Below are 20,645 nucleotides of genomic sequence, written 5' to 3'. Positions count from 1 at the left end.
AGGTATTACCTCGTGGTAACGCTCTCTAATAGACCTGGCGTTCTGGGAGCAGGACGCGACCAAGATTCCACCGGGTTTGCCTGGTGGGCTGGTAACGCCCGTCTGATTAACCTCTCCGGCAAACTGTTGGGCGCACACGTTGCCCACGCAGGTTTGATCGTCTTCTGGGCTGGAGCAATGACCTTGTTTGAGGTTGCTCACTTTGTCCCTGAAAAGCCCTTGTACGAGCAAGGCTTTATCCTTTTACCCCACTTAGCAACTCTCGGCTGGGGAGTTGGCCCTGGTGGTGAAGTGATAGATACCTATCCCTACTTCGTCGTTGGTGTTCTGCACCTAATTTCCTCCGCTGTACTCGGTTTTGGCGGTATCTATCATGCCATTCGTGGCCCAGAAGTCTTAGAAGATTATTCCTCCTTCTTTGGCTACGACTGGAAAGACAAGAACAAGATGACCAACATCATCGGTTTCCACCTGATTATTTTGGGATGTGGTGCCTTGTTGTTGGTGCTGAAGGCAATGTTCTTTGGTGGTGTCTATGATACTTGGGCACCTGGTGGTGGTGATGTTCGCGTCATTACCAACCCGACATTGAACCCAGCAGTCATCTTTGGCTATCTGCTCAAGTCTCCCTTCGGTGGTGATGGCTGGATCGTCGGTGTCGATAACATGGAAGACATCATTGGCGGTCACATCTGGGTTGCTTTAATCTGTATTGCTGGTGGTATTTTCCACATTCTCACCAAGCCTTTCGGTTGGGCGCGTCGTGCTTTCATCTGGTCTGGTGAAGCTTACCTCTCCTACAGCTTGGGCGCTCTGTCCCTGATGGGCTTTATCGCTTCTTGCTTTGTTTGGTTCAACAATACCGCTTACCCCAGCGAATTCTACGGCCCCACAAACGCTGAAGCTTCTCAAGCTCAATCTTTCATCTTCTTGGTTCGTGACCAAAAACTTGGTGCTAACGTTGCATCTGCTCAAGGCCCCACTGGTTTGGGTAAATACCTAATGCGCTCACCTTCTGGTGAAATCATCTTTGGTGGTGAAACCATGCGCTTCTGGGATTTCCGCGGCCCTTGGTTAGAGCCTCTGCGCGGCCCCAACGGCTTGGATCTCGACAAGATCAAGAACGACGTTCAACCTTGGCAGATTCGTCGTGCATCTGAGTACATGACCCACGCTCCCAACGGTTCTATCAACTCTGTGGGTGGTGTAATCACCGAGCCTAACTCCTTCAACTACGTCAACCCCCGCGCTTGGTTGGCAACTTCTCATTTCGTTTTAGCTTTCTTCTTCTTAGTCGGTCACTTGTGGCACGCTGGTCGTGCCCGTGCTGCTGCTGCTGGTTTTGAAAAAGGTATTGACCGTGAAACAGAGCCAGTGTTGTTTATGAAGGACATCGACTAAAACATAAGTTTTCTTTCATCACTGACAATTACATTTTTATGAAGCTCCTGTGTAAAAGCAGGGGCTTTTTTATGACAATAGAATTTAAGCTTCTTTCAGGATAGGGGGTGGTATGGATGACTCCAATTTTCCAGATGCTTTAAAATGGACAGCCGAAGCCAAAGCAAAATTAAAGCAAATACCCTTCTTCGTTCGCGCTCAAGCTAAAGCACGAATTGAGCAGTTGGCTCGTCAAGCAGAGCAAGAGATTATTACAGCAGAATTAGTTGAGCGGGCTAGGCTTGAATTTGGGCAGTAATTTGATGGCAGATAATCGCAGGAGCCGTTTTCATGACAATCGCTAACAAGCGTGCCGATCGCGTTCTACTTTACAACATCAGTTGGGAACAGTTTGAAAATCTTCTCAAAGATTTGGGAGAACATCGCGCTGCAAGGGTTGCCTACGATAACGGAACTTTGGAAATTATGACGCCTCTGCCTGAACATGAATATTACAAAGAAGTAATTAGCGACTTAACTAAAGATATTGCCCAAGAGCTTGAACGGGATTACGAAAGCTTTGGTTCTACCACCTGGAAACGAGAAATTCGGATGGCAGGCTTAGAGCCAGATAACTGCTTTTATTTCCAGAATGTTGACGCGGTTCGAGGTAGGTTGGATGTAAATTTGACACAAGATCCACCACCCTTCGGGTTCGCAGTCGCTCATGGGGGAAACCCCCAAGACCGCGCTGTCTCACCAGATTTAGCACTGGAAATAGATGTTACCAGTAAATCTCTAAACCGCTTTCCTATTTATGCGCGTCTGGGAGTACCGGAACTATGGTGTTACGATTCTGGTGAATTGAATATTTATCATCTTCATGGTAGTGAATATATTGAAGCGAAAATAAGCTTAGTGTTTCCTAATTTACCAATTAAAGAATTACCGCAATTAATTGAGGAAAATAGGGCAGCAGGCAGACTGGCAATTAGGCGGGCGGTGCGACAGTGGGTTAGGGAAAAAGTAAAAGGGAATTAGGAAGGCGATCGCATCTCTAACTACTGCAATCTACAACACTCCTACATCATGGGAATATTCTTTAGTTCTACAGAAATCATTTTGCTTTGGAGCCTCAGAATCAAATCACAGAAAATTTGTTTGATAATTGGTGGCATTTACTCCAACCTTTTGGAGTAGAGCAAACTGCTGCCGAAAAAGCTTTTACCCAATTAGTTACAGCTTACTCAACCCCAGGACGCTACTATCACACCCTAGAACACATTTATCATGTTCTAAACACGATACAAACTTTACAAAACCAAGCCCAAGATTTGCCAGCTATTCAATTTGCCGCCTGGTTTCATGATGTTATCTATAATCCTCAAGCACAAGACAATGAAGAGAAAAGTGCTATTTATGCTAGCGAAATCCTAAAATCGCTGGCAATTCCATCTCGTATAACTACCAAAGTTTCTACCCTCATTTTGCATACCAAACATCATCAAGCTGCATCAGATGATTTTGATACTCAGGTATTGTTGGATGCGGATTTAGCTATTTTAGGTACAAACCCATCACACTACCATCAGTATGCCTTGGCAATTCGTCAAGAATATGCTTGGTTACCAGATGCGATATATCTAGCAGCCAGAAAGAAGGTTTTGCAGCAATTTTTGCAGCGACATCGCATTTACTTTACAGATTTGATGTTCGCAAATTTTGAATCCTCCGCTCGCCACAACCTGGAAGCAGAAATTCAGTTTATCGAGCAGATTTCATAATCAAGTCAATCATTGTATCAAGGATGCGATCGCCTTCCATTGAAATGATGTCTTTGCCGTGCAACACATCCTGAGTTATATGGAAATGAACTAACGAGCCAACTATAATTCTTGCTACAGCCTCTGGATCGGCAATTTTGAGTTCCGGATGAGAAGCCAGATATTTACTCATAGTCTCAAAAACTGGTTTCATCATGGCACGAACGCAAACTTTCGCTAACTCTGGAAAACGAGCCGATTCTCCAATCAACACACGCATAAATGCACAATGCTCTTGATCCTCGCGCATCTGCTCCAAGGCTTTGCTCCCTACCTGGCGCAGCACCTGAGATGGTTCTCCTTCCAAGGGTTCGTTACCAAAGATAGAATGAAATTTTTTACGTGCTAACCGCTCAATTAAAGCCTTAAATAATCCTTCTTTATCTGTAAAGTGGCTGTAAACAGTAGCTTTAGAAACACCTGCTGTTGCTGCTACTCTATCCATACTTGTACCCGCGAAGCCATGAGCTAAAAACTCTTGCATCGCTCCTTGGAGAATTTGTTCAACTTTCTCAGCAGAACTCTCACGTTCTATATCAGTTATTTTTGCACGTACCATTTTTTACTGTTTCCTGCTACTTACCAACCTTTATCACACTCTAGACACTTTTAATATCCTAGATGAACCAGAGAAACCCGTAGGATTTACGCAAAACTTATATTTAGTAGGTTGGCACTAAGGTCATTTATCATTGGTTAGTGGTTAGTAGTTCTCCCCATCCCCTCTGCTCCGTGTCCCCTTGTCCCGTTATTAAGGAGAGACACGGGCACAATGTATATCGTGCTACCGTGTCAGGCAAAGAAAACTGCAAGGAACGAACTAAACTGTATAGTCTAGTTTTTTCTATTGTAGTACTTGTCAAACTAAACTAGTCGGTTTAGTCTAGTGATAACATAAAACTAAACAGTTTAGTTTGATAGCCGAGGGATGTTATGCTGCAAAACTCCAAGTTTGAAGGTTCCTTTCCCCCAAAGTCAATTTTTCGCCCCTCTGTAGCGATCGCAGCAATTGCAGCTTTGAGTACAGTAGGAATTGGTGTGTATACGGTACAGCAGTCTCGGAGTGCTGAACTGAAGGCGCAACAACAGTTAGCTCAACTGCCAGAAGTCAAAACAGTAACAGCCTTGGGGCGACTTGAGCCAAAAGGACAGGTAATCAAACTGTCTGCACCTACCTCAGCAGACGGAAATCGAGTCGAGCAGCTACTGGTGAAAGAAGGAGATACGGTAAAGGCAGGGCAAGTAGTTGCGATTTTAGACAGTCGCGATCGCCTCTCCTCAGCCTTAGATGAAGCCAAAGAGGCAGTACAAGTAGCGCAGGCAAATCTGCAAAAGATAGAAGCTGGTGCCAAGCAGGGTGAAATTCAAGCCCAAAAAGCCGGGATTGCACGCCTGCAAGCAGAAAGAGGCACGGAAATAACAGCCCAAAAAGCCACGATCGCTCGCCTGCAGGCAGAAAAAGACACGGAAATAGAAGCCCAAAAAGCAACTATCGCTCAGTTGCAGGCGGAACTAGACAATGCCCAAGCAGAATACCAACGCCATCAAACTTTGTATCAAGAAGGAGCAATTTCGGCATCATCGCGGGATAGCAAGCGTTTAGTTTGGCAAACCGCACAGCAACAAGTAAATCAAGCAAAAGCCAACCTCAGACGCATTCAAACATCCCGACAGCAGCAGTTAACCGAAGCAAAAGCTAACTTAGAGCGCATCCAAGCATCCCGACAACAGCAAATCAAAGAAGGAGAAGCTACTTTAGATCAGATTGCCGAAGTGCGCCCTGTGGATGTAGCAGCAGCCCAAGCCGAAGTAAATCGAGCTATTGCTGCCGCGAAAAGGGCAGAGGCAAATTTGCGACAAGCTTACGTGCGATCGCCCCAAGATGGACAAGTTTTCAAAATATATACCCGCCCAGGTGAATTAGTTTCCAACGACGGTATTGCCGAGATTGGGCAAAGCAAGCAGATGTATGCGGTAGTAGAAGTTTACCAAAGTGATGTTAATAAAATACGTCCGGGGCAAAAAGTGCAGATAGATAGCGATTCTCTCTCAGGTAAATTATCCGGAACTGTGGAAAGAATTGGCTGGCAGATCCAGCGCCAAAATGTGATCAACAGCGATCCTTCTAGCAATATAGATGCCAGAGTCGTGGAAGTTCACGTTCAACTGGATAATGCATCAAGTCAGAAAGCTGCTAAGTTCACTAACCTGCAAGTACAGGCAGTAATAGAAATTTAAAAATAACTTTTGACTGGGAGCAAAGCGCCAGTGATTGGATTTATTCAGCAACTACAACAACGCACACCATTGGGATGGCTGCAACTGCGCCGCCACAGAAGCCGTTTTTTAGTGGCACTGTCGGGCATTGCCTTTGCCGATATGCTGATGTTTATGCAAACAGGCTTTCAGAATGCTTTGTACAACAGTAACACTAGAGTGCATAGCAGCTTAGAGGCAGATATTGTCTTAGTTAGTCCCCAGGCGCGGAACTTAGCCTATTTATCTACCTTTACCCGGCGGCGGCTGTTCCAGGCAATGGATATACCGGGTGTGAAATCAGCAGAACCGATGTACATCAACACCGTCTCTTGGAAAAATCCTCAAACCCGTAAAGAAACAATGGTTTTGGTGATGGGTTTTAATCCCGACAAACCAGCCTTCAATTTACCAGAAGTGAATAGCCAATTAAATGCCATCAAGCTACCGGATACAGTGTTATTTGATCGCGGTTCTAGGGGAGATTACAAAGAAGCGATCGCTCAAGTTGAAGCGGGGAAAACCGTTACTACCGAAATTGAGCGACGAACCATCACTGTTAACGGCTTATTTCAGGTAGGCGCTTCCTTTATTGCTGATGGAACCTTGATTACTAGCGATCAGAACTTTTTGCGACTCTTTCCCAGACGAGAAGCAAGTAGCGTGAACTTGGGATTGATTCAAATCGAACCAGGCTATGACTCGAACCAGGTGGCAACGGCTTTAAAAAGTTATCTTCAGAATGAAAAAGATGTTCAAGTTTTAACTAAAGAAGAATTTATTAACTTTGAAAAGCATTATTGGCAGACAAATACTGCAATCGGTTTTATTTTTAGCCTGGGTGTGTCGATGGGGTTCATGGTGGGAGTGATTATTGTTTATCAAGTTCTTTCCACCGATGTTAATGCTCATATGAAAGAATATGCGACTTTCCGAGCAATGGGCTACCAAAATCGTTACTTGTTAAGTGTGGTATTTGAAGAAGCCATTATTATGGCAATTTTAGGTTTTATACCTGGATTTACCGTTTCTTTGGGGCTGTACACTTTAACAAGAAATGCCACCAATTTGCCCCTATATATGACTTTAGGGCGAGCATTAATGGTGCAGTTGCTCACTGTAATTATGTGTATGATTTCTGGAGCTATTGCTACTCGTAAAGTTCTAGAAGCCGATCCGGCAGATATGTTTTAAAAAATGATGAACAGTGCAATTAACAATTAACTAATTAATATGGAACCTGCGATCGCAATCCAAAATCTCAATCATTATTTTGGTAAAGGACAGCTCCGCAAACAAGTACTATTTGATATCACCCTGGAAATTAATGCTGGGGAAATTGTGATTATGACAGGGCCATCTGGTTCTGGTAAAACTACACTATTAACCTTAGTAGGTGGTTTGCGTTCTGCTCAAGAAGGTAGTTTGCGGGTATTGGGAAAAGAACTTTGTGGAGCTAATGACAAACAATTAACACTTGCAAGGCGCAGTCACGGCTATATCTTCCAAGCCCACAACTTGCATGGCAGTTTGACAGCCCTACAAAATGTCAAGATGGGCTTAGAACTGCATCATAGTCTTTCCCCGCAGGAAATGTATACCAGAGCTGCCGAGATGCTGGAGATGGTAGGGTTGGGGAACCGTCTTAATTATTACCCGGATGACTTGTCGGGGGGACAAAAACAACGCGTCGCGATCGCTCGTGCATTGGTGAGTCATCCCAAAATCGTTCTTGCAGACGAACCCACCGCTGCATTAGATAGTAAATCAGGGCGAGATGTGGTTAACCTGATGCAAACACTGGCAAAAGAGCAAGGTTGCACCATTCTTTTAGTGACACATGACAACCGGATTTTAGATATCGCCGATCGCATTGTCTACATGGAAGATGGCAAGTTAGCGAATGCACCTGTTGCTGCTGTTGCTAGTGTTGGGTAGACAACTAGATCCCCGACTTTTCTAAAAAGTCGGGGATCTGAGGCTTTTATAACTTAATTAACTTGACAAAGCCAAGATTCGCTTTCAATCCGCTGGGCGATCGGGTGTTTTGTCGTTGCTCCCGGCTTAGTATCAAGATGCCATCCTTGCCAAATATCTGCAGCGAGTTTAGAAAACTCACCCCGCACTTGAAACCAGGTAGGATTATCTTCTCTACTCCAGAAATTACATAGTAAATCTAAAACTTTCTCAGATGTAGAATTACTTATATGTATCAGTTTGCTTTTGTTTGATTCTATTAACTGATCTTCTCCTGTAAATATCCTGCCAAGTTCACCTTTAGTACTTAAGTTACCAAGCTTATTAGAGCATCTTGAAATATTGAAGAGTGCATCACAAATCCGACGATTAAAGCCCAAGTACACAGATCCTTTCAGTGCCATTAAAAAACACTCTAAAGCATTAGTAGGATCATTTTGAATCAAAAGCTGATATTCTCCTTTGAGCAAATTAATTTCTGAAAGAACTGCTTGGCAAAAATTCTCACTGTGCCCAGTTGTTAAATCAGCTTTAGCAAGTTTATCAGCAAAATGTAATGCTTGTATTGACAACTTAGCATCTCCAAGTCTAACCCAGACTCTTCCTGCCAAAGCTAGCCATCGAGCCATCCGCTGAGTTAAACCTATACGCAAGGCATAGTGGGCTGCTCTCAGAAAATTGTCTGCGGCTTTTTCAAGCGTACTTTTATCATCGCAAAGGTAAAACTCTATTCGGGCGATATTTCCATAAATTTCAGACAAGGCTTTATAAACATCCAAACCAGGATCTTTATAGCAAGAGCGTGGTTTAATTGCATTTCTAATTTTATTGTCCCATTCTTCTAATCCCAGCCACTTGCTTCTGTTGTTCTCTTCAAATAAATTTGGCTCATGTCCACAAGAAAGCTCATATAAATAGACTTCTGATTGAATTAGAGCCTGGATCGGAACCACCTCTTCCTTTACTTCCTGCTCTTCCTCTAAAACTTCTTTAATTTCTTGAATCAGCTGTTTTGCGTTAATGATGTTGCCTTGAAAATTTGACTGTCTTAGCTCCAACCGTTTTGCCAGAAAATAGCAGCGATAGAAGTTGAGCCGATATGGAAAGTAAATCTTTTGTTTGGGAATTTTCTTCAATTCATCCCTAGCTGTCTTCGCAATACGCTCAATTTCTTCCGGCTTGCACTCTTCATCAAGAAACTGAAAATTCTGAAAAGCTCTCCTTGCTTTAGTCAATCGCTTTCTCAACTCAGAGAGAGCTTTGCAGGCTGAACTATAGATTTCTAAGTTGAGTTCGCCATTCCATAAAAGCCATTGTTCTGCTGCACAGACAATCGCTTGTAGCATCGCGATCATTGAGTCGCGATCAACCCAAATCCCTTGATACTTTTGCTGATCTCCTAAAATAACGGTTGTTTGAACTAATGAATCAATGCTGCTGTCTAAGGTTTTTGTTGATAGGGTAATATTAGCTACTTCTTCGGTAAATCCCATGTGGAGACTACAGGCACTGATCGCATTCTCCACGATTGTGTTACTAGAAGTATACATCCATTCGAGAAGCTCACTGGAGTTGCCATCATGACTAAAGCTACAAGTTACTACCGCCCTAATCACTGGGCTGAGGGAATCGAGAGACTGTGCTTCTAGTTGTGTTGTTAAGGATACATCCGGAGTTTTCAGATCGCGTTCTGCTTGATGAGCTATCTGCACAAACCGATGGTACACATCACTGTATTTTTCTTCTTGATTGACAGAGCGAGATAAAGTTTGGAATTCCAACTTTTGAACTCTAATACGAATATTAGCTGCATCTTTGGGTTTGGGCATTTGCTCCTTAATGGCAATACTTAGAAAAAGCGCGATCGCCTCTTGCTGGCTAAATTTTGTTTTGCCTCCAGATCTGAGTCTGTGCCGGGTTTGCCGCAGCTTCTCTATTACCTCCAATCTCCGCTTTAAACCCAACGTCGGGTGAGATTTTCGTAATATTTTAATTAAATGCCGCAGAGAATCATTCTTTTGATGCTCACCATCCTCTGGAAAAAGTTTTTTACTTGAAATCGCTATCTTGTTACTTGCGATCGCCAAGAACTCTTGGGTTGTGCTTAGTAAATCGTCAAATTCCAAAAACTCAAGCAGAGCAACGACTTGAGCAACTTGAAAAAACCTTTCTTGGCTTACCCTAATAATACTGGTGTTCTCTGGTAAAAAGCCAGCAGACTCTAGTAGTTCGTCAGCTCCAATCTCTCCCAATAACTCTCGTAGCTCATCAGGATTAGACTCAATTTCTTCTGAGCTTTTTTCAACCTCTATTTTTGCTCTTCTCTTGGATGCCCTGCGTTTGGGAAGACTCTCGCACAATTTGATCAAGCTTTGACGATCAACTGGTAGCCGTTGATTATCCTTATTCAAAAAGTTAATCACAACTGGTCGGCTAACACCCATCCCTTCTGATAGTTCTACCTGCGTTGCTCCCATTTTGTCTAGGAAGAAATGGAGCATCTCCCTTAGTTTTTCTTGGTCTCCAACGCTTTCTTTACTCATAGCCTTTATTCTACGCACAAAATAAATGTAAATGATATTGACATTAAAAAGCTATGTTTGTTATTTTTTTGTGCTTTTATACACAAAAATTTTATATAAACATTTTTAGCAATTAGCCGAAAAATTAGTAAATAGCGGATTTTTGGACATTTATTTGAATATTTGACAATTTTGTAGCTTGTGATACAAATGTAAAACTTAAAAAATATGATTGTTATATTTACACGTATATTAAGTTTACAGTGTATGGCTAATTTATGTCTCCCGAAGCACTAAAGCAAATCCTCGACTGCTGCAAACAACAGATAGATAGATTTGAACAATCTAACAACACTGGATTTATAGAGTTGCGATGCTGTCCTAATCAAGGTCAGTACAAAGTCGAGTGCCGCTGTGGAGATGTTCAAAATTTTCTGATTGCACCAGCAGACTTAGCCGTCTGGAATCCACCTCCGCTGCCCAGACAGCGGCAAACCTTGACAACTGTAGAAGAAGTGATCGCAAAGCTCGATAGCGCATTGTTTGAAACTTTTTGTCTACAGCAAGGTTATGCGACTATTATGATTTGGCGTCGTGGACTGGACGGTCAATATGGATTACAGTTCTGTCCATCTATAATCCACGGAATTAAGCTCTGTTAATCTTAGGGGTGATGACGGCACAGCTAGCTTCACCTCATATGTTTTTAAGCTGAAATCTCGTCTGGTGTGAGAAGTAATTCCAAATAATTTCATAAATTTCTGCTAACAGCTCATCGATGGGAATAACCACGACGGATGCTGCGGAAGCTTCGGCTTCGCACATCCGTTTTTTGTTTAATTAATTACTTGGAGAACACAAAATGAATCCAAATATCAGGTATTTTGTCACTTTAGCTTTATTGACTACTCTTTTAGCCGCCATACTTGCAAAGTTTGATGGAACTGTCACTGTGCAAATTACGCCTGTGGGCTTAGAAGTGGAAGTGAAAAATAATTCTGGTTGGTGTCCAATTGATCCTCAACTGCCGGATATTCAGCCTCAACAGTTAGCTTAGTACAGAATTTCATAAGTTCGTGGTGTGCAAGTGAGCTTTTGTCAACTTCAGACAAATTGAATCACAACCAGTTCAGATTGGAGTTCATAGCCATGAAGTATAGTTTTCTATTGCAATTGACTGCTAAGTTCCTCAAATTTTTCTTGCTAGCAATCTTAGGTTTTGCGATCGCCTACATTTTATCCGTGAGTTTTGGGGCTGTGAATATTGTCACAGTACTGTTGCCCTTGGCAAGAAATTGGTTTGGCAAGTTGGGAATTATCCTGCTGTGTTTGATGACAATAACAGTAATCTTAGAATCCCTGCGTTAAATCTAATTGGCAAGATAATTTTGCCATCAAACAGATCCACAAACTGGAGAAGCTGTGGATGGTGACAAATACGGTTGTGACATTAACTTCCTCATGCAGATGTCGCAACCACATTTTTTGGCATCTAGCGCCCTCAAGGGTTCATCCAAGAGTAAAATTTATTGATATAGTTAAATACTACAGTTTATTTATAGATAAACAGGAGTTAATCCTAATGTTTCCCTCTTCCCCTGTGACGAATCATCCTCATAAAAGCATTAGCCGGCATTTTCAGCCACGCTCATTTATCCCGCTTCAGCAGAATATTCTTTGGAAGTTAGAAAAAGGAATAGTGCGAAATGTGACATGGCATGAAGACGGAACGCTTGTAACTTTAGGGGTGTGGGGGCCAGGAGATATTGTTGGTAAAGCTTTTTCAAAAATTGAGCCATATGAAATTGAATGTTTAACTAAAGTAGAAGTAACTATTGTTCCCGCAAATGAATGGTATCCACTGACAGAAGTGCTGCTAGCACACCTTCAGCAGGCGGAAGAATTGATGGTGATTCGCAGCTATAAAACTGTAGAAATTATGCTGATTAAACTACTAGGTTGGCTAGCTAAAAAATTTGGTCGTGAAGTCGAAAATGGGCATTTAATCGATTTGCGGCTTACACATCAAGATATTGCAGAAATGCTGAATTCAACTCGTGTTACTATTACCCGTATTTTGACAAATCTAGAGGAGCGAGGATTGATAGACCGTTTACCTTTGCATAGAATTGTGCTGAAAGAAGAACAGATTTGGCATTATGAAATTTAGTTGGATCGATAGCGGTTAATTAGAGGCTGTTTGTAAATGATTATGAAGTGACCGAATCAGACTTTGCCAGTCGTTTCAATATTAAACGAATCATCACTGTGTAATACTATTTCACAAAAAATCTGATACAAATACAGACTGTGCCCAGACGCGATATATCACGTCTGGGCAAAATTCATGTGTATCGTAATTAACGTGAAATAGTATAAATCATATACTTTTCCAGTAACCAAGACCGCACCGAGAATCTGTCCCTGGTTAAAATCTGGTTTCCAAATATATTTGCATAGACTCTCATCTTGCATCAGTTTCCCCCTTGCGATTTTTGTAGAGTGGGCAATGCTATTGGTTGACTCGAACCCTTATTTTTACCTTGTGACATTGCCCACCCTACGGTTATTGAGAATGGTGCAAGATCTCAGTAGAAATATTGGGCATAATAACGCCAAGTAAAAATCTAGTCAGGAGCTAATAAACTACTGACTAGATTTTTTGTCTCTACTAAGAAGTTTAGTGTTTAATAATGAAAAATAATTCTTATTGTAAATCAAAATCTAAATGGAAGTATACTAAGACTTTTTTAAAAAGCTTAAGTATACAATTAATACTCATCTGGAGTTTTGGTATTTGGATATTATTAGAAACTAATTCACAAGCTACTTCAATATCTGAAAACTGGAAGCTATTATCAAAATTACTAGAACAGAAGACTTCTGTTAAGGATTTGAAACCGAATCCTTTATGTTTAAATCGATATAATAGTAATTCAACAATAATTTTACATCAATTAGAGCAAAAATCTTTTTTAATTGCTGCACCAGAAAATTTAAATCCAGGTCTGCAATTACCTCCACCAATCCCGCCAGCACCACCAAAAATACCTAATAATTTCACTCCACCGTCAACTGACACCGAATCAAGCAAGCCATTTGCAGTATTGGAAAATATTCAAACAGACTTTCGCAATGATACAGATAATTTTGGTCAACATAATTTATTTATAGAACCAACATTTCAGTTTAGATTGCGGAATGGCAATAAATTATTTGTTAAATCAGGTTTAGAATTGTTTGAGCAAAGAGATGTGGAATTAGTTACTAATATTCCTTTGCAAATTGGTTGGCAAGGAAAATTTGGTCAAGTAATTTTTGTAGGGTGGGCACTGCGTAACTTTCCTCAAATCCTTAGTTTTACATTGTGGAAAGTGCCCACCTTACGATTATTCTGGCTTCTGACTCCTAAATTCTATTTAGATAACTTGCCGTTTCATTTTACAGATGCCAAAATATAAAGTATATAATTTGACACATTAACAAGGTAAATAACCTATGAATTCAAATGTTAGAACAATTAAATTATCTGGGATATTAGATGGAGTGAGAGGTAATGAATTGCGTCGTGAAATTAACGACATTCTAGCTGATGGAACTAATATTTTATTAATTGATATGAAAGAAGTTAACTTCGTTAACAGTTCAGGTTTAGGTTCTTTAGTGTCGGCAATGCAAGTAGTACGCAATGCTAATGCTAAACTTTTTGTTTGTTCTATTAATGACCAAGTGAGAATGTTATTTGAGCTTACTAAAATGGATAGAATTTTTCAAAATTTTGTAGATCAAGATGACTTCAATCGTCAGTATTTGACTGCAAAAGAATAACTTGATTAATTAAAGGAAAATTTTAGCAAAGAAAAATCATCTTTTAGATTGTGTTGTTGGCTTAATACCATAATATGTTCTAAAACTTGTTTGAGATGGCAGTTATTGACATTGGTATATTTGATTAGTAAATTAATCAAAGCATCAACTCCCCAAATTTTACCATCTGGCTGATTAATTTCGTAAGCTCCATCGCTAAAGATGTAGAGAGTGCTATCTTTTTCAATATCAAATACAGCATCCTCAAAGTGAATGTCAGGTAAAAAGCCTATTGGCAAATCTAAAGAGCTTAGTTGTTTAACTTGAAAGTTGGTTGTAGATTTACTAGATAGAAGTAAAGCTGGAGGATGTCCGGCACTAGCGTAAACAAGTTTACGTTTGAGGCGGTGATAAACTCCATACCAGATTGTAAAGTATTTATCACCGTGGTTTTTCATTTGAAAGGCATGATTAAGTGCTTTGAGAACTTCACTAGGTTGGTAAAAGTTAGTGTTGGTTAGGGATTGCGATCGCAAAATATTCAATACAGATACAGATAATAAGGCAGCACCCACCCCATGCCCTGATACATCTAACAAATAAATTGCTAAATGCTCGTCATCAAGCCAGTAGTAATCGAAGCAATCACCCCCTAACTGTGCTGAGGGAACAAACAGTGCTTCTGTAGTTACTGTTCCTGTAAGTGGTGAAGGTAGAAGCGATCGCACATAATCAGCCGCCTCAGCCAATTCTGCTTCTAAAATTTGCTTTTGGGTTTGCAAGTTCTGGTTGAGTATTTCTAAAGCTTGTTTTTGGCTTTGTAAATCTTGATTTAGTTGATATAACCTTAATCCTGCTCTTACTCGTGCTTTTAATTCACCCATTTCTATTGGCTTAGAAACAAACTCATCTGCTCCTGCATCCAGCCCTTTCACTCTGTCTTCCTCTTCACCTGGAGCCGCACCTTTAGCAGTCAGCAGAATAAAAAAAGTAGTAGCTAGCTCTGGATCTGCCTTAATTTGGCGACATACTTCTAATCCATCCAATTGTGACATAATCCAATCACAGATAATTAAAGCTGGACGTAGTGATCGTGCTTTTGCAATTCCTTCCTCTCCATTACTAGCAACAGCAGTTTCATAACCCTGTTTTTGAAGTGTTCTATGTAATGCTGCTCGTACAATTGGGTCATCATCAATAACTAAAATTTTTACCATACAAGAAGTATTAAAGACTGATAATTCAATAATCTATTAATTTCAAATTACATATAATTTACTGGCAAATGTATAGTAAAAATACGTAAATTAAATAGATAATTTTGAAATATAATAAAACTAAATTTTTGATTTTTAAGCAAATGGATAAGCAAATTTCTTTGAAAATCACTACAGACATTACAAATTTGCCTGATGTTCTATCTTGGTTTGAGCAAATCAATCAGCCACCCATAGCTAGACAAGAAATTTGGTGGAAATGTCAAACTATACTCATTGAAGGTTTTACTAATATTGTGGAACACGCCCACAAAACTTTATCAGAAGAAACCCCTATTAATATAGAAGCTTTTCGTTCTGACAAATTTATAGAAATACGTATATTTTCTCAAGGTGAACCTTTCAATATAGAACAAAAATTGCAAGAAATAGCTGAATTTGAGGAGAATCATCAGGAGCGTGGACGTGGTTTAAAAATCATGTCAATATTAGCTGACAAATTAAGTTATGAGCAGGTATCAGAAAATTGCTACTGTTTATTTATGAGTAAAACTTATTAAGATTAAGTTAAAAAGTAAAAATTTAAAAATATAAAAATATACCCGTAAATGTGTTTACGGGCTAATTAAAATTACTTTTTTGATAGATAAAGCTTAAAGATGACAGTACCATTACCTAATAATGAAGCACAGAGAATTGAGGCACTTTTAGAGTATAAAGTCCTAGATACTCCATCTGAAGCAGCATTTGATGATCTCACACGTTTAGCATCGTATATTTGTGGAACTCCTATTGCTTTAGTCAGTTTAGTTGATCAAAATCGTCAATGGTTCAAGTCAAAAGTCGGGCTGGATGCGCTAGAAACACCCAGAGACGTGGCGTTTTGCGCCCATGCTATTCTCCAATCTGACGTTTTTACTGTACCTGATGCTACAGCTGACGAAAGGTTTGCGACAAATCCATTAGTTACCTCCGATCCTAATATTTGCTTTTATGCTGGTGTACCCCTAACTAACCCTGAAGGCTATGCTTTAGGAACACTTTGCGTTATTGACTACGTACCTAGAAACCTGACTTCTGAGCAGGTTGATGCCTTAAAAATTCTAGGTCGCCAAGTTATTAAACAAATGGAATTGCGGCGCAATTTAGCAAATTTGGTACTCGTAACTAATCGACGCAAACAGGTAGAAAAGATACGCAAGCATTTTTTTAAAAGGGTTGCTGGTGGCTTTGGATTAGCATCGTTAATTTTGTTAATAATTGGCTTAGTTTCTTATCACAGTACAATAGTTTTAATTAATAGCAGTAATCAAGTTAAAAAAACTCAAGAGACAATCAATTCTTTAGAAGCACTGTTATCACATATAAAAGATGCTGAAACTGGACAACGTGGTTACATTTTGACTGGACAAGAACTTTATCTTAAACCGTATCAGGCAGCACTTGCAGAAGTGGAGCAAGACCTTAAAAATCTGAGAAATTTAACAGCTGATAAATCTCAACAACAACATATAGATGTACTCAAACCTCTATTAGCTGCTAAACTTAGTGAACTCAAGGAAACTATTGAGTTACGTCAGCACAAAGGATTTGATGCAGCATTGCAAGTAATCCTGACAAATCGGGGAAAGAACCTTATGGATGATATCCGCAAGGTAATTTATGATGTGGAACAAAAGCAAAGAGAGCGACTGCAACAGCAATTACAGATTGTCAAAGCTAATGCAAATAATACTATTTTGATCGTAGCGATCGCTATCTGCTCAAGTTTCATCATTCTAGCTGTAATTTACTATTTAATTTATCGTGAATTCACTCAGCGAAAGACTGTAGAAGATACACTTCATGAGGAGCGTAATTTTATCTCAGCAGTGCTAGATACCGTTAGCGCTTTAGTAATAGTTCTGAATCCACAAGGACAAATTGTTCGCTTTAATCAAGCTTGTGAGCAAATTACTGGTTACTCATTCGATGAAGTCAGGGATAGATATTTTTGGAATTTGTTTTTAGTTCCTGAAGAAGTGGAGCCAGTCAAAGCAGTTTTTGAGCAGTTAAGAGCAGGTAACATTACTTTAAACTCTCACAACTATGAAAACTATTGGAGAACTAAAGATAGTAGTCTGCGGTTAATTTCCTGGTCAAATACGGTTCTTCAAGACTACGAAGGTTCAGTAGAATATATTATTGGTACAGGCATTGATATTACAGAGCGCAAGCGTGCAGAACAACATTTAACTGCGCAATACGTAATCACCCGCATTTTAGCAGAGTCTACTACAGTCGCCGAAGCTACTCCCCAAATTCTGCAAGCAATTTGTGAGAGCTTGGGATGGGATGTTAGTGAAATGTGGCTGGTAAATCAGCAGACAGATATACTAAGTTTTTCTCAACTGTGGCATCAACCATGTTTGGATGTAGAAGAGTTCAAAACATTGAGTCAGAAAATAACATTTGCGCCAGAGATGGGATTGCCTGGTAGAGTTTGGAGCAGTAATGAACCTATTTGGCTGGTTGATGTTGCTAACGATGTCAGCTTTTTGCGCAGCAGGGTTGCGGCAGAAGTTGGGCTGCATGGCGCTTTTGGTTTTCCGCTTCGTAACGGGCAGAAAATTCTGGGTGTGATTACTTGTTTTAGCCAAAAAATCCAGCAATACGACCAAGATTTGGCAAAAATCATGAATTCCATAGGCCAACAAGTGGGGCAGTTTATTCAACGTAAGCAATCAGAAGAAGAACTGCAACGCCAAAACTGGCGATCGCAATTATTAGCTGATGTAACACTAAAAATTCGTGAGTCTTTACAAATCGAAGAAATTCTCGAAACTAGTGTTAAAGAGGTACAAAAGCTACTTCAAGCAGATCGGGTATTAATTTTACGCCTAGAATTAGATGGTTCTGTAACTGCTGTTCAAGAAGCCCTAATTCCTGGCTTTCCCAAGATTAAGGGAGAAAAAATTATTGACCCTTGTTTTGCACAGAGTTATCTTCAGAAATACCGCGAGGGGCAAGTTAGTACGATCGCAAACATTGAGCAGGCTAATATACAAGCTTGTCATGTCGAATTACTACAAAAATTTGCTGTCAAAGCTAATCTTGTTGTTCCCCTGATTCTTAAAGATGAACTCTGGGGATTGTTAATTGCTCATCAATGCAACCAACCACGCCAGTGGATTAACTGGGAAATAGAACTTTTTCGAGCGTTAGCAAATCAAATAGGTATTGCTTTAGCTCAAGCCAAATTGCTAGAAGCAGAAATTTTGCAACGACAAGAACTAGAACTTGCCCGCCGTCAAGCAGAGTTAGCGTCTCAAGCCAAAAGTGCTTTTTTAGCTAATATGAGTCATGAAATTCGTACTCCCATGAATGCTGTCTTAGGGATGACTGGCTTGATGTTAGAAACTCCCCTCAATGAGGAACAGCGGGACTTTATGAAGACAATTCGCATTAGCGGTGATGCTCTTTTAAGTCTGATTAACGAAATTTTGGATTTATCTAAACTTGAATCTGGGGAAATGGCTTTAGAAACTCTCAATTTTGATTTATCTATCTGTGTAGAAGAGGTATTAGATTTATTAGCTCCCCAAGCTCATAAAAAAGGCTTAGAAATTGCAGCTTTGGTTTATCCTAATGTCCCCACCCACCTGCAAGGAGATGCTAGCCGCCTGCGACAAATTTTAATGAATTTAATTGGTAATGCTATTAAATTCACCAGTACAGGAGAGGTAGTAGTGCAAGTAGAATTGCGATCGCAAACTGCCACTACAGCCAATATTTACTTTACTGTTACAGATACTGGACTTGGTATCATCACCGAAGATCAACGTAAACTGTTTACTCCATTTACCCAGGTGGATGCTTCTACTACTCGTAAGTATGGTGGCACTGGTTTAGGATTAGCTATCTGCAAACAATTAGTAACTTTGATGGGGGGAGAAGTTGGGGTAGAGAGTCAGTTAGGCGAAGGCTCTAAGTTTTGGTTTGAGATTCCTTTTGCCAAGCAACTCCAGTTTTTTACTAGGATAGATGAGTGTGGAATACTGAGCGATCGCCGCCTTTTGGTGGTTGATGACAATGCGACTAATGGCAAGATTATTTACCATCAAGCTATCCGTTGGGGAATGCAGATAGATCAAGCTCATAGTGCTGAAACTGCCTTGAGCATTATGATGGCAGCTTGTCAGCAAAACAAGCCTTATGATGTCGTCTTAATTGATATGCAGATGCCCCAAACAGATGGTTTGGAATTGGGAGAACAAATTAAGGCTAATTTTGCTATTGCCCAAACACCTTTAATTATGCTCACTTCTACTAATCAACGAGAAGAAGTACATCAAGCGTTGAAAATAGGATTTGCTGCTTATTTAGTTAAACCTGTTAAGGCATCTCGACTCCTCGATACCATTATGAATGTTTTAGGAACTAAAGATGAACTGCTACAAGAGGAGTTAAAAGTTATGAGTCAGGATTTAGAAATGAAAAATGTAGACACAAAACCCGATCGGCTTGTAACTGGCTCTCATAAATTAAGAATATTACTAGCTGAAGATAATTTAGTTAATCAAAAAGTAGCCTTGAAGCAACTTCAAAGTCTTGGTTACCATGCTGATGTCGCTGCTAATGGGCAAGAAGTTTTGCAACTATTAGAAATAATTCCTTACGATTTAATTTTGATGGATTGTCAAATGCCAGTTCTCGATGGTTTGGAAACTACAAAAGAAATTCATCGTCGGCAAGAGAACTTCTTTGCTAATCATCGTCGTCCTGTCGTGATTGCAATGACTGCTAATGCAATGAAAGAAGATAGACAAATGTGTTTAGATGCAGGAATGAACGACTATTTAAGTAAGCCTGTTATGAAAGAAAATTTAGTGACAGTATTAGAACATTGGAGCCAGTTTTTACAAGCACAACGAGAGGTAATTACTTTAGGAAATACAGTTTCTACAATAGAAAATCTCCCAATTGATTGGAAACACTTGCATCAAATTTCAGAAAATGATGCTGATTTTGAAATGGAATTATTACAATTATTGGTTGAAGATATTGAACCTCGTTTAGAGTTAATTAAAGTGGCGATCGCTGCTAGTAAGTTTCAGCAATTGATTCAAGAAGCTCATCATATTAAAGGTGCTAGTGCTAATATAGGAGCTACAACGATATCTCTAGCTGCTGATAAGTTAGAACAATTAGCTTACAAGCAAGAGCGTAGAGGCACTAGTGAATTAATCGCAGAGATAGAAGAAGTTTTTAAACACATTCAAAGCTTTGTAAGAGGCTGTTTGTAGATGAGGTTATCGCCTGATTTTTTTCTACTCACATTTATTTAGAGACAACCACTAACTAATAACTACTAACAATACCAGCTATCTCCATCGGTATTTGGTTTTCCTATAATTTTGATATTGAGAGATTCTAAGTAAATTAGAGCAAGAGAAATTTGTGATAATTCTCCCTTGAGTTCAATGTCAAAACATCCCTCGCCGCCTGTATTTTTCCCCAAATTTGCCCCTGTAATATTGACAACCAAATTATGTCTGGAAATGAGTTGAGAAATCACAGGTTGGTGCTGGTAGGTTGTTGGAATGTTCAAGCGCAGACGAATTTGAGTTTTATTGTTTATTTCTGCGGTGGATGGTAATAAAGACATTCTAGTTTTTGTGTGA

At 40.0% G+C, this 20,645-nt stretch carries 19 protein-coding genes; 15 read left to right on the top strand and 4 right to left on the bottom strand.

The genetic code is table 11. The features are described 5' to 3' along the window. Nucleotides 1-12: 12 nt before the first annotated feature. From psbC to UYC_RS0117790, 4 genes are all read left to right on the top strand, one after another. Entirely contained in the window at nucleotides 13-1,401 is a 1,389-nt protein-coding gene (psbC, locus tag UYC_RS0117805; protein WP_016879602.1) for a photosystem II reaction center protein CP43, read from the top strand. 112 nt (nucleotides 1,402-1,513) lie between these two features. Next, nucleotides 1,514-1,699, top strand: a complete 186-nt coding sequence (locus UYC_RS0117800) for a PCP reductase family protein (protein WP_016875965.1) — start codon at nucleotides 1,514-1,516, stop codon at nucleotides 1,697-1,699. 32 nt (nucleotides 1,700-1,731) lie between these two features. Continuing rightward, nucleotides 1,732-2,421, top strand: coding sequence for a Uma2 family endonuclease (locus UYC_RS0117795; RefSeq protein ID WP_016875966.1), 690 nt, complete (start codon nucleotides 1,732-1,734; stop codon nucleotides 2,419-2,421). A gap of 86 nt (nucleotides 2,422-2,507) precedes the next feature. Then, nucleotides 2,508-3,164, top strand: coding sequence for an HD domain-containing protein (locus UYC_RS0117790; RefSeq protein WP_016875967.1), 657 nt, complete (start codon nucleotides 2,508-2,510; stop codon nucleotides 3,162-3,164). On the opposite strand, the gene UYC_RS0117785 is transcribed toward UYC_RS0117790, so the two are convergent. Continuing rightward, the gene (locus UYC_RS0117785) at nucleotides 3,145-3,762 is read right to left on the bottom strand and encodes a TetR/AcrR family transcriptional regulator (protein WP_016875968.1); all 618 of its coding nucleotides are present in this window, start codon (nucleotides 3,760-3,762) and stop codon (nucleotides 3,145-3,147) included. The two genes, UYC_RS0117790 and UYC_RS0117785, sit on opposite strands and share 20 nt — an antisense overlap. 374 nt (nucleotides 3,763-4,136) lie before the next feature. On the opposite strand from UYC_RS0117785, the gene UYC_RS0117780 reads away from it, so the two are divergent. From UYC_RS0117780 to UYC_RS0117770, 3 genes are read left to right on the top strand one after another with little or no spacing between them, the layout of a single operon-like run. Continuing rightward, on the top strand, nucleotides 4,137-5,441 hold the full coding sequence (locus tag UYC_RS0117780) for an ABC exporter membrane fusion protein (protein WP_016875969.1): 1,305 nt from the start codon (nucleotides 4,137-4,139) through the stop codon (nucleotides 5,439-5,441). A gap of 30 nt (nucleotides 5,442-5,471) precedes the next feature. Then, the gene (gene devC / locus UYC_RS0117775) at nucleotides 5,472-6,653 is read left to right on the top strand and encodes an ABC transporter permease DevC (RefSeq protein ID WP_016875970.1); all 1,182 of its coding nucleotides are present in this window, start codon (nucleotides 5,472-5,474) and stop codon (nucleotides 6,651-6,653) included. Between the two features lie 39 nt (nucleotides 6,654-6,692). Next, on the top strand, nucleotides 6,693-7,397 hold the full coding sequence (locus UYC_RS0117770) for a DevA family ABC transporter ATP-binding protein (protein ID WP_016875971.1): 705 nt from the start codon (nucleotides 6,693-6,695) through the stop codon (nucleotides 7,395-7,397). Between the two features lie 53 nt (nucleotides 7,398-7,450). Here UYC_RS0117770 and UYC_RS0117765 read toward each other — a convergent pair whose 3' ends face one another. Further along, nucleotides 7,451-9,979 carry a DUF1311 domain-containing protein gene (locus UYC_RS0117765; RefSeq protein WP_016875972.1) on the bottom strand — a complete coding sequence of 843 codons (2,529 nt, stop codon included), beginning with the start codon at nucleotides 9,977-9,979 and terminating at the stop codon, nucleotides 7,451-7,453. 257 nt (nucleotides 9,980-10,236) lie between these two features. Here UYC_RS0117765 and UYC_RS0117760 point away from each other — a divergent pair, with 257 nt between their 5' ends. From UYC_RS0117760 to UYC_RS0117730, 6 genes are all read left to right on the top strand, one after another. Next, nucleotides 10,237-10,620 (top strand): hypothetical protein, encoded by a 384-nt coding sequence (locus tag UYC_RS0117760; protein WP_016875973.1) that lies wholly within the window; start codon nucleotides 10,237-10,239, stop codon nucleotides 10,618-10,620. A gap of 200 nt (nucleotides 10,621-10,820) precedes the next feature. Further along, the gene (locus UYC_RS0117755) at nucleotides 10,821-11,015 is read left to right on the top strand and encodes a hypothetical protein (protein ID WP_016875974.1); all 195 of its coding nucleotides are present in this window, start codon (nucleotides 10,821-10,823) and stop codon (nucleotides 11,013-11,015) included. A gap of 92 nt (nucleotides 11,016-11,107) precedes the next feature. Further along, nucleotides 11,108-11,326, top strand: a complete 219-nt coding sequence (locus tag UYC_RS0117750) for a hypothetical protein (protein ID WP_016875975.1) — start codon at nucleotides 11,108-11,110, stop codon at nucleotides 11,324-11,326. Nucleotides 11,327-11,540: 214 nt separating this feature from the next. Then, nucleotides 11,541-12,128 (top strand): Crp/Fnr family transcriptional regulator, encoded by a 588-nt coding sequence (locus UYC_RS0117745; RefSeq protein ID WP_016875976.1) that lies wholly within the window; start codon nucleotides 11,541-11,543, stop codon nucleotides 12,126-12,128. 523 nt (nucleotides 12,129-12,651) lie between these two features. Continuing rightward, a complete protein-coding gene (locus UYC_RS0117735) occupies nucleotides 12,652-13,419 on the top strand; it encodes a hypothetical protein (RefSeq protein ID WP_016875978.1) in 768 nt (255 codons plus the stop codon). A gap of 37 nt (nucleotides 13,420-13,456) precedes the next feature. Next, nucleotides 13,457-13,786: an STAS domain-containing protein gene (locus UYC_RS0117730; protein WP_016875979.1), complete on the top strand. Its 330-nt coding sequence runs from the start codon at nucleotides 13,457-13,459 to the stop codon at nucleotides 13,784-13,786. A 5-nt stretch (nucleotides 13,787-13,791) separates the two neighbouring features. On the opposite strand, the gene UYC_RS0117725 is transcribed toward UYC_RS0117730, so the two are convergent. After that, on the bottom strand, nucleotides 13,792-14,982 hold the full coding sequence (locus UYC_RS0117725; protein WP_016875980.1) for a PP2C family protein-serine/threonine phosphatase: 1,191 nt from the start codon (nucleotides 14,980-14,982) through the stop codon (nucleotides 13,792-13,794). A gap of 143 nt (nucleotides 14,983-15,125) precedes the next feature. On the opposite strand from UYC_RS0117725, the gene UYC_RS0117720 reads away from it, so the two are divergent. Together UYC_RS0117720 and UYC_RS0117715 are read left to right on the top strand one after the other, a co-directional pair. Continuing rightward, complete coding sequence (locus UYC_RS0117720) at nucleotides 15,126-15,542, top strand: ATP-binding protein (RefSeq protein ID WP_016879600.1); 417 nt, start codon at nucleotides 15,126-15,128, stop codon at nucleotides 15,540-15,542. A 99-nt stretch (nucleotides 15,543-15,641) separates the two neighbouring features. Next, on the top strand, nucleotides 15,642-20,267 hold the full coding sequence (locus tag UYC_RS0117715) for a GAF domain-containing protein (RefSeq protein ID WP_016875982.1): 4,626 nt from the start codon (nucleotides 15,642-15,644) through the stop codon (nucleotides 20,265-20,267). 65 nt (nucleotides 20,268-20,332) lie between these two features. Here UYC_RS0117715 and UYC_RS0117710 read toward each other — a convergent pair whose 3' ends face one another. After that, the gene (locus UYC_RS0117710; RefSeq protein ID WP_016875983.1) at nucleotides 20,333-20,629 is read right to left on the bottom strand and encodes an NIL domain-containing protein; all 297 of its coding nucleotides are present in this window, start codon (nucleotides 20,627-20,629) and stop codon (nucleotides 20,333-20,335) included. Nucleotides 20,630-20,645 lie beyond the last annotated feature (16 nt).

It is taken from the genome of Chlorogloeopsis fritschii PCC 6912, from assembly GCF_000317285.1.
Taxonomy (GTDB): Bacteria; Cyanobacteriota; Cyanobacteriia; order Cyanobacteriales; family Nostocaceae; genus Chlorogloeopsis; species Chlorogloeopsis fritschii.
Note: the sequence above shows the minus strand (reverse complement) of the source record. Positions and strands in the feature narration are given on the sequence as shown.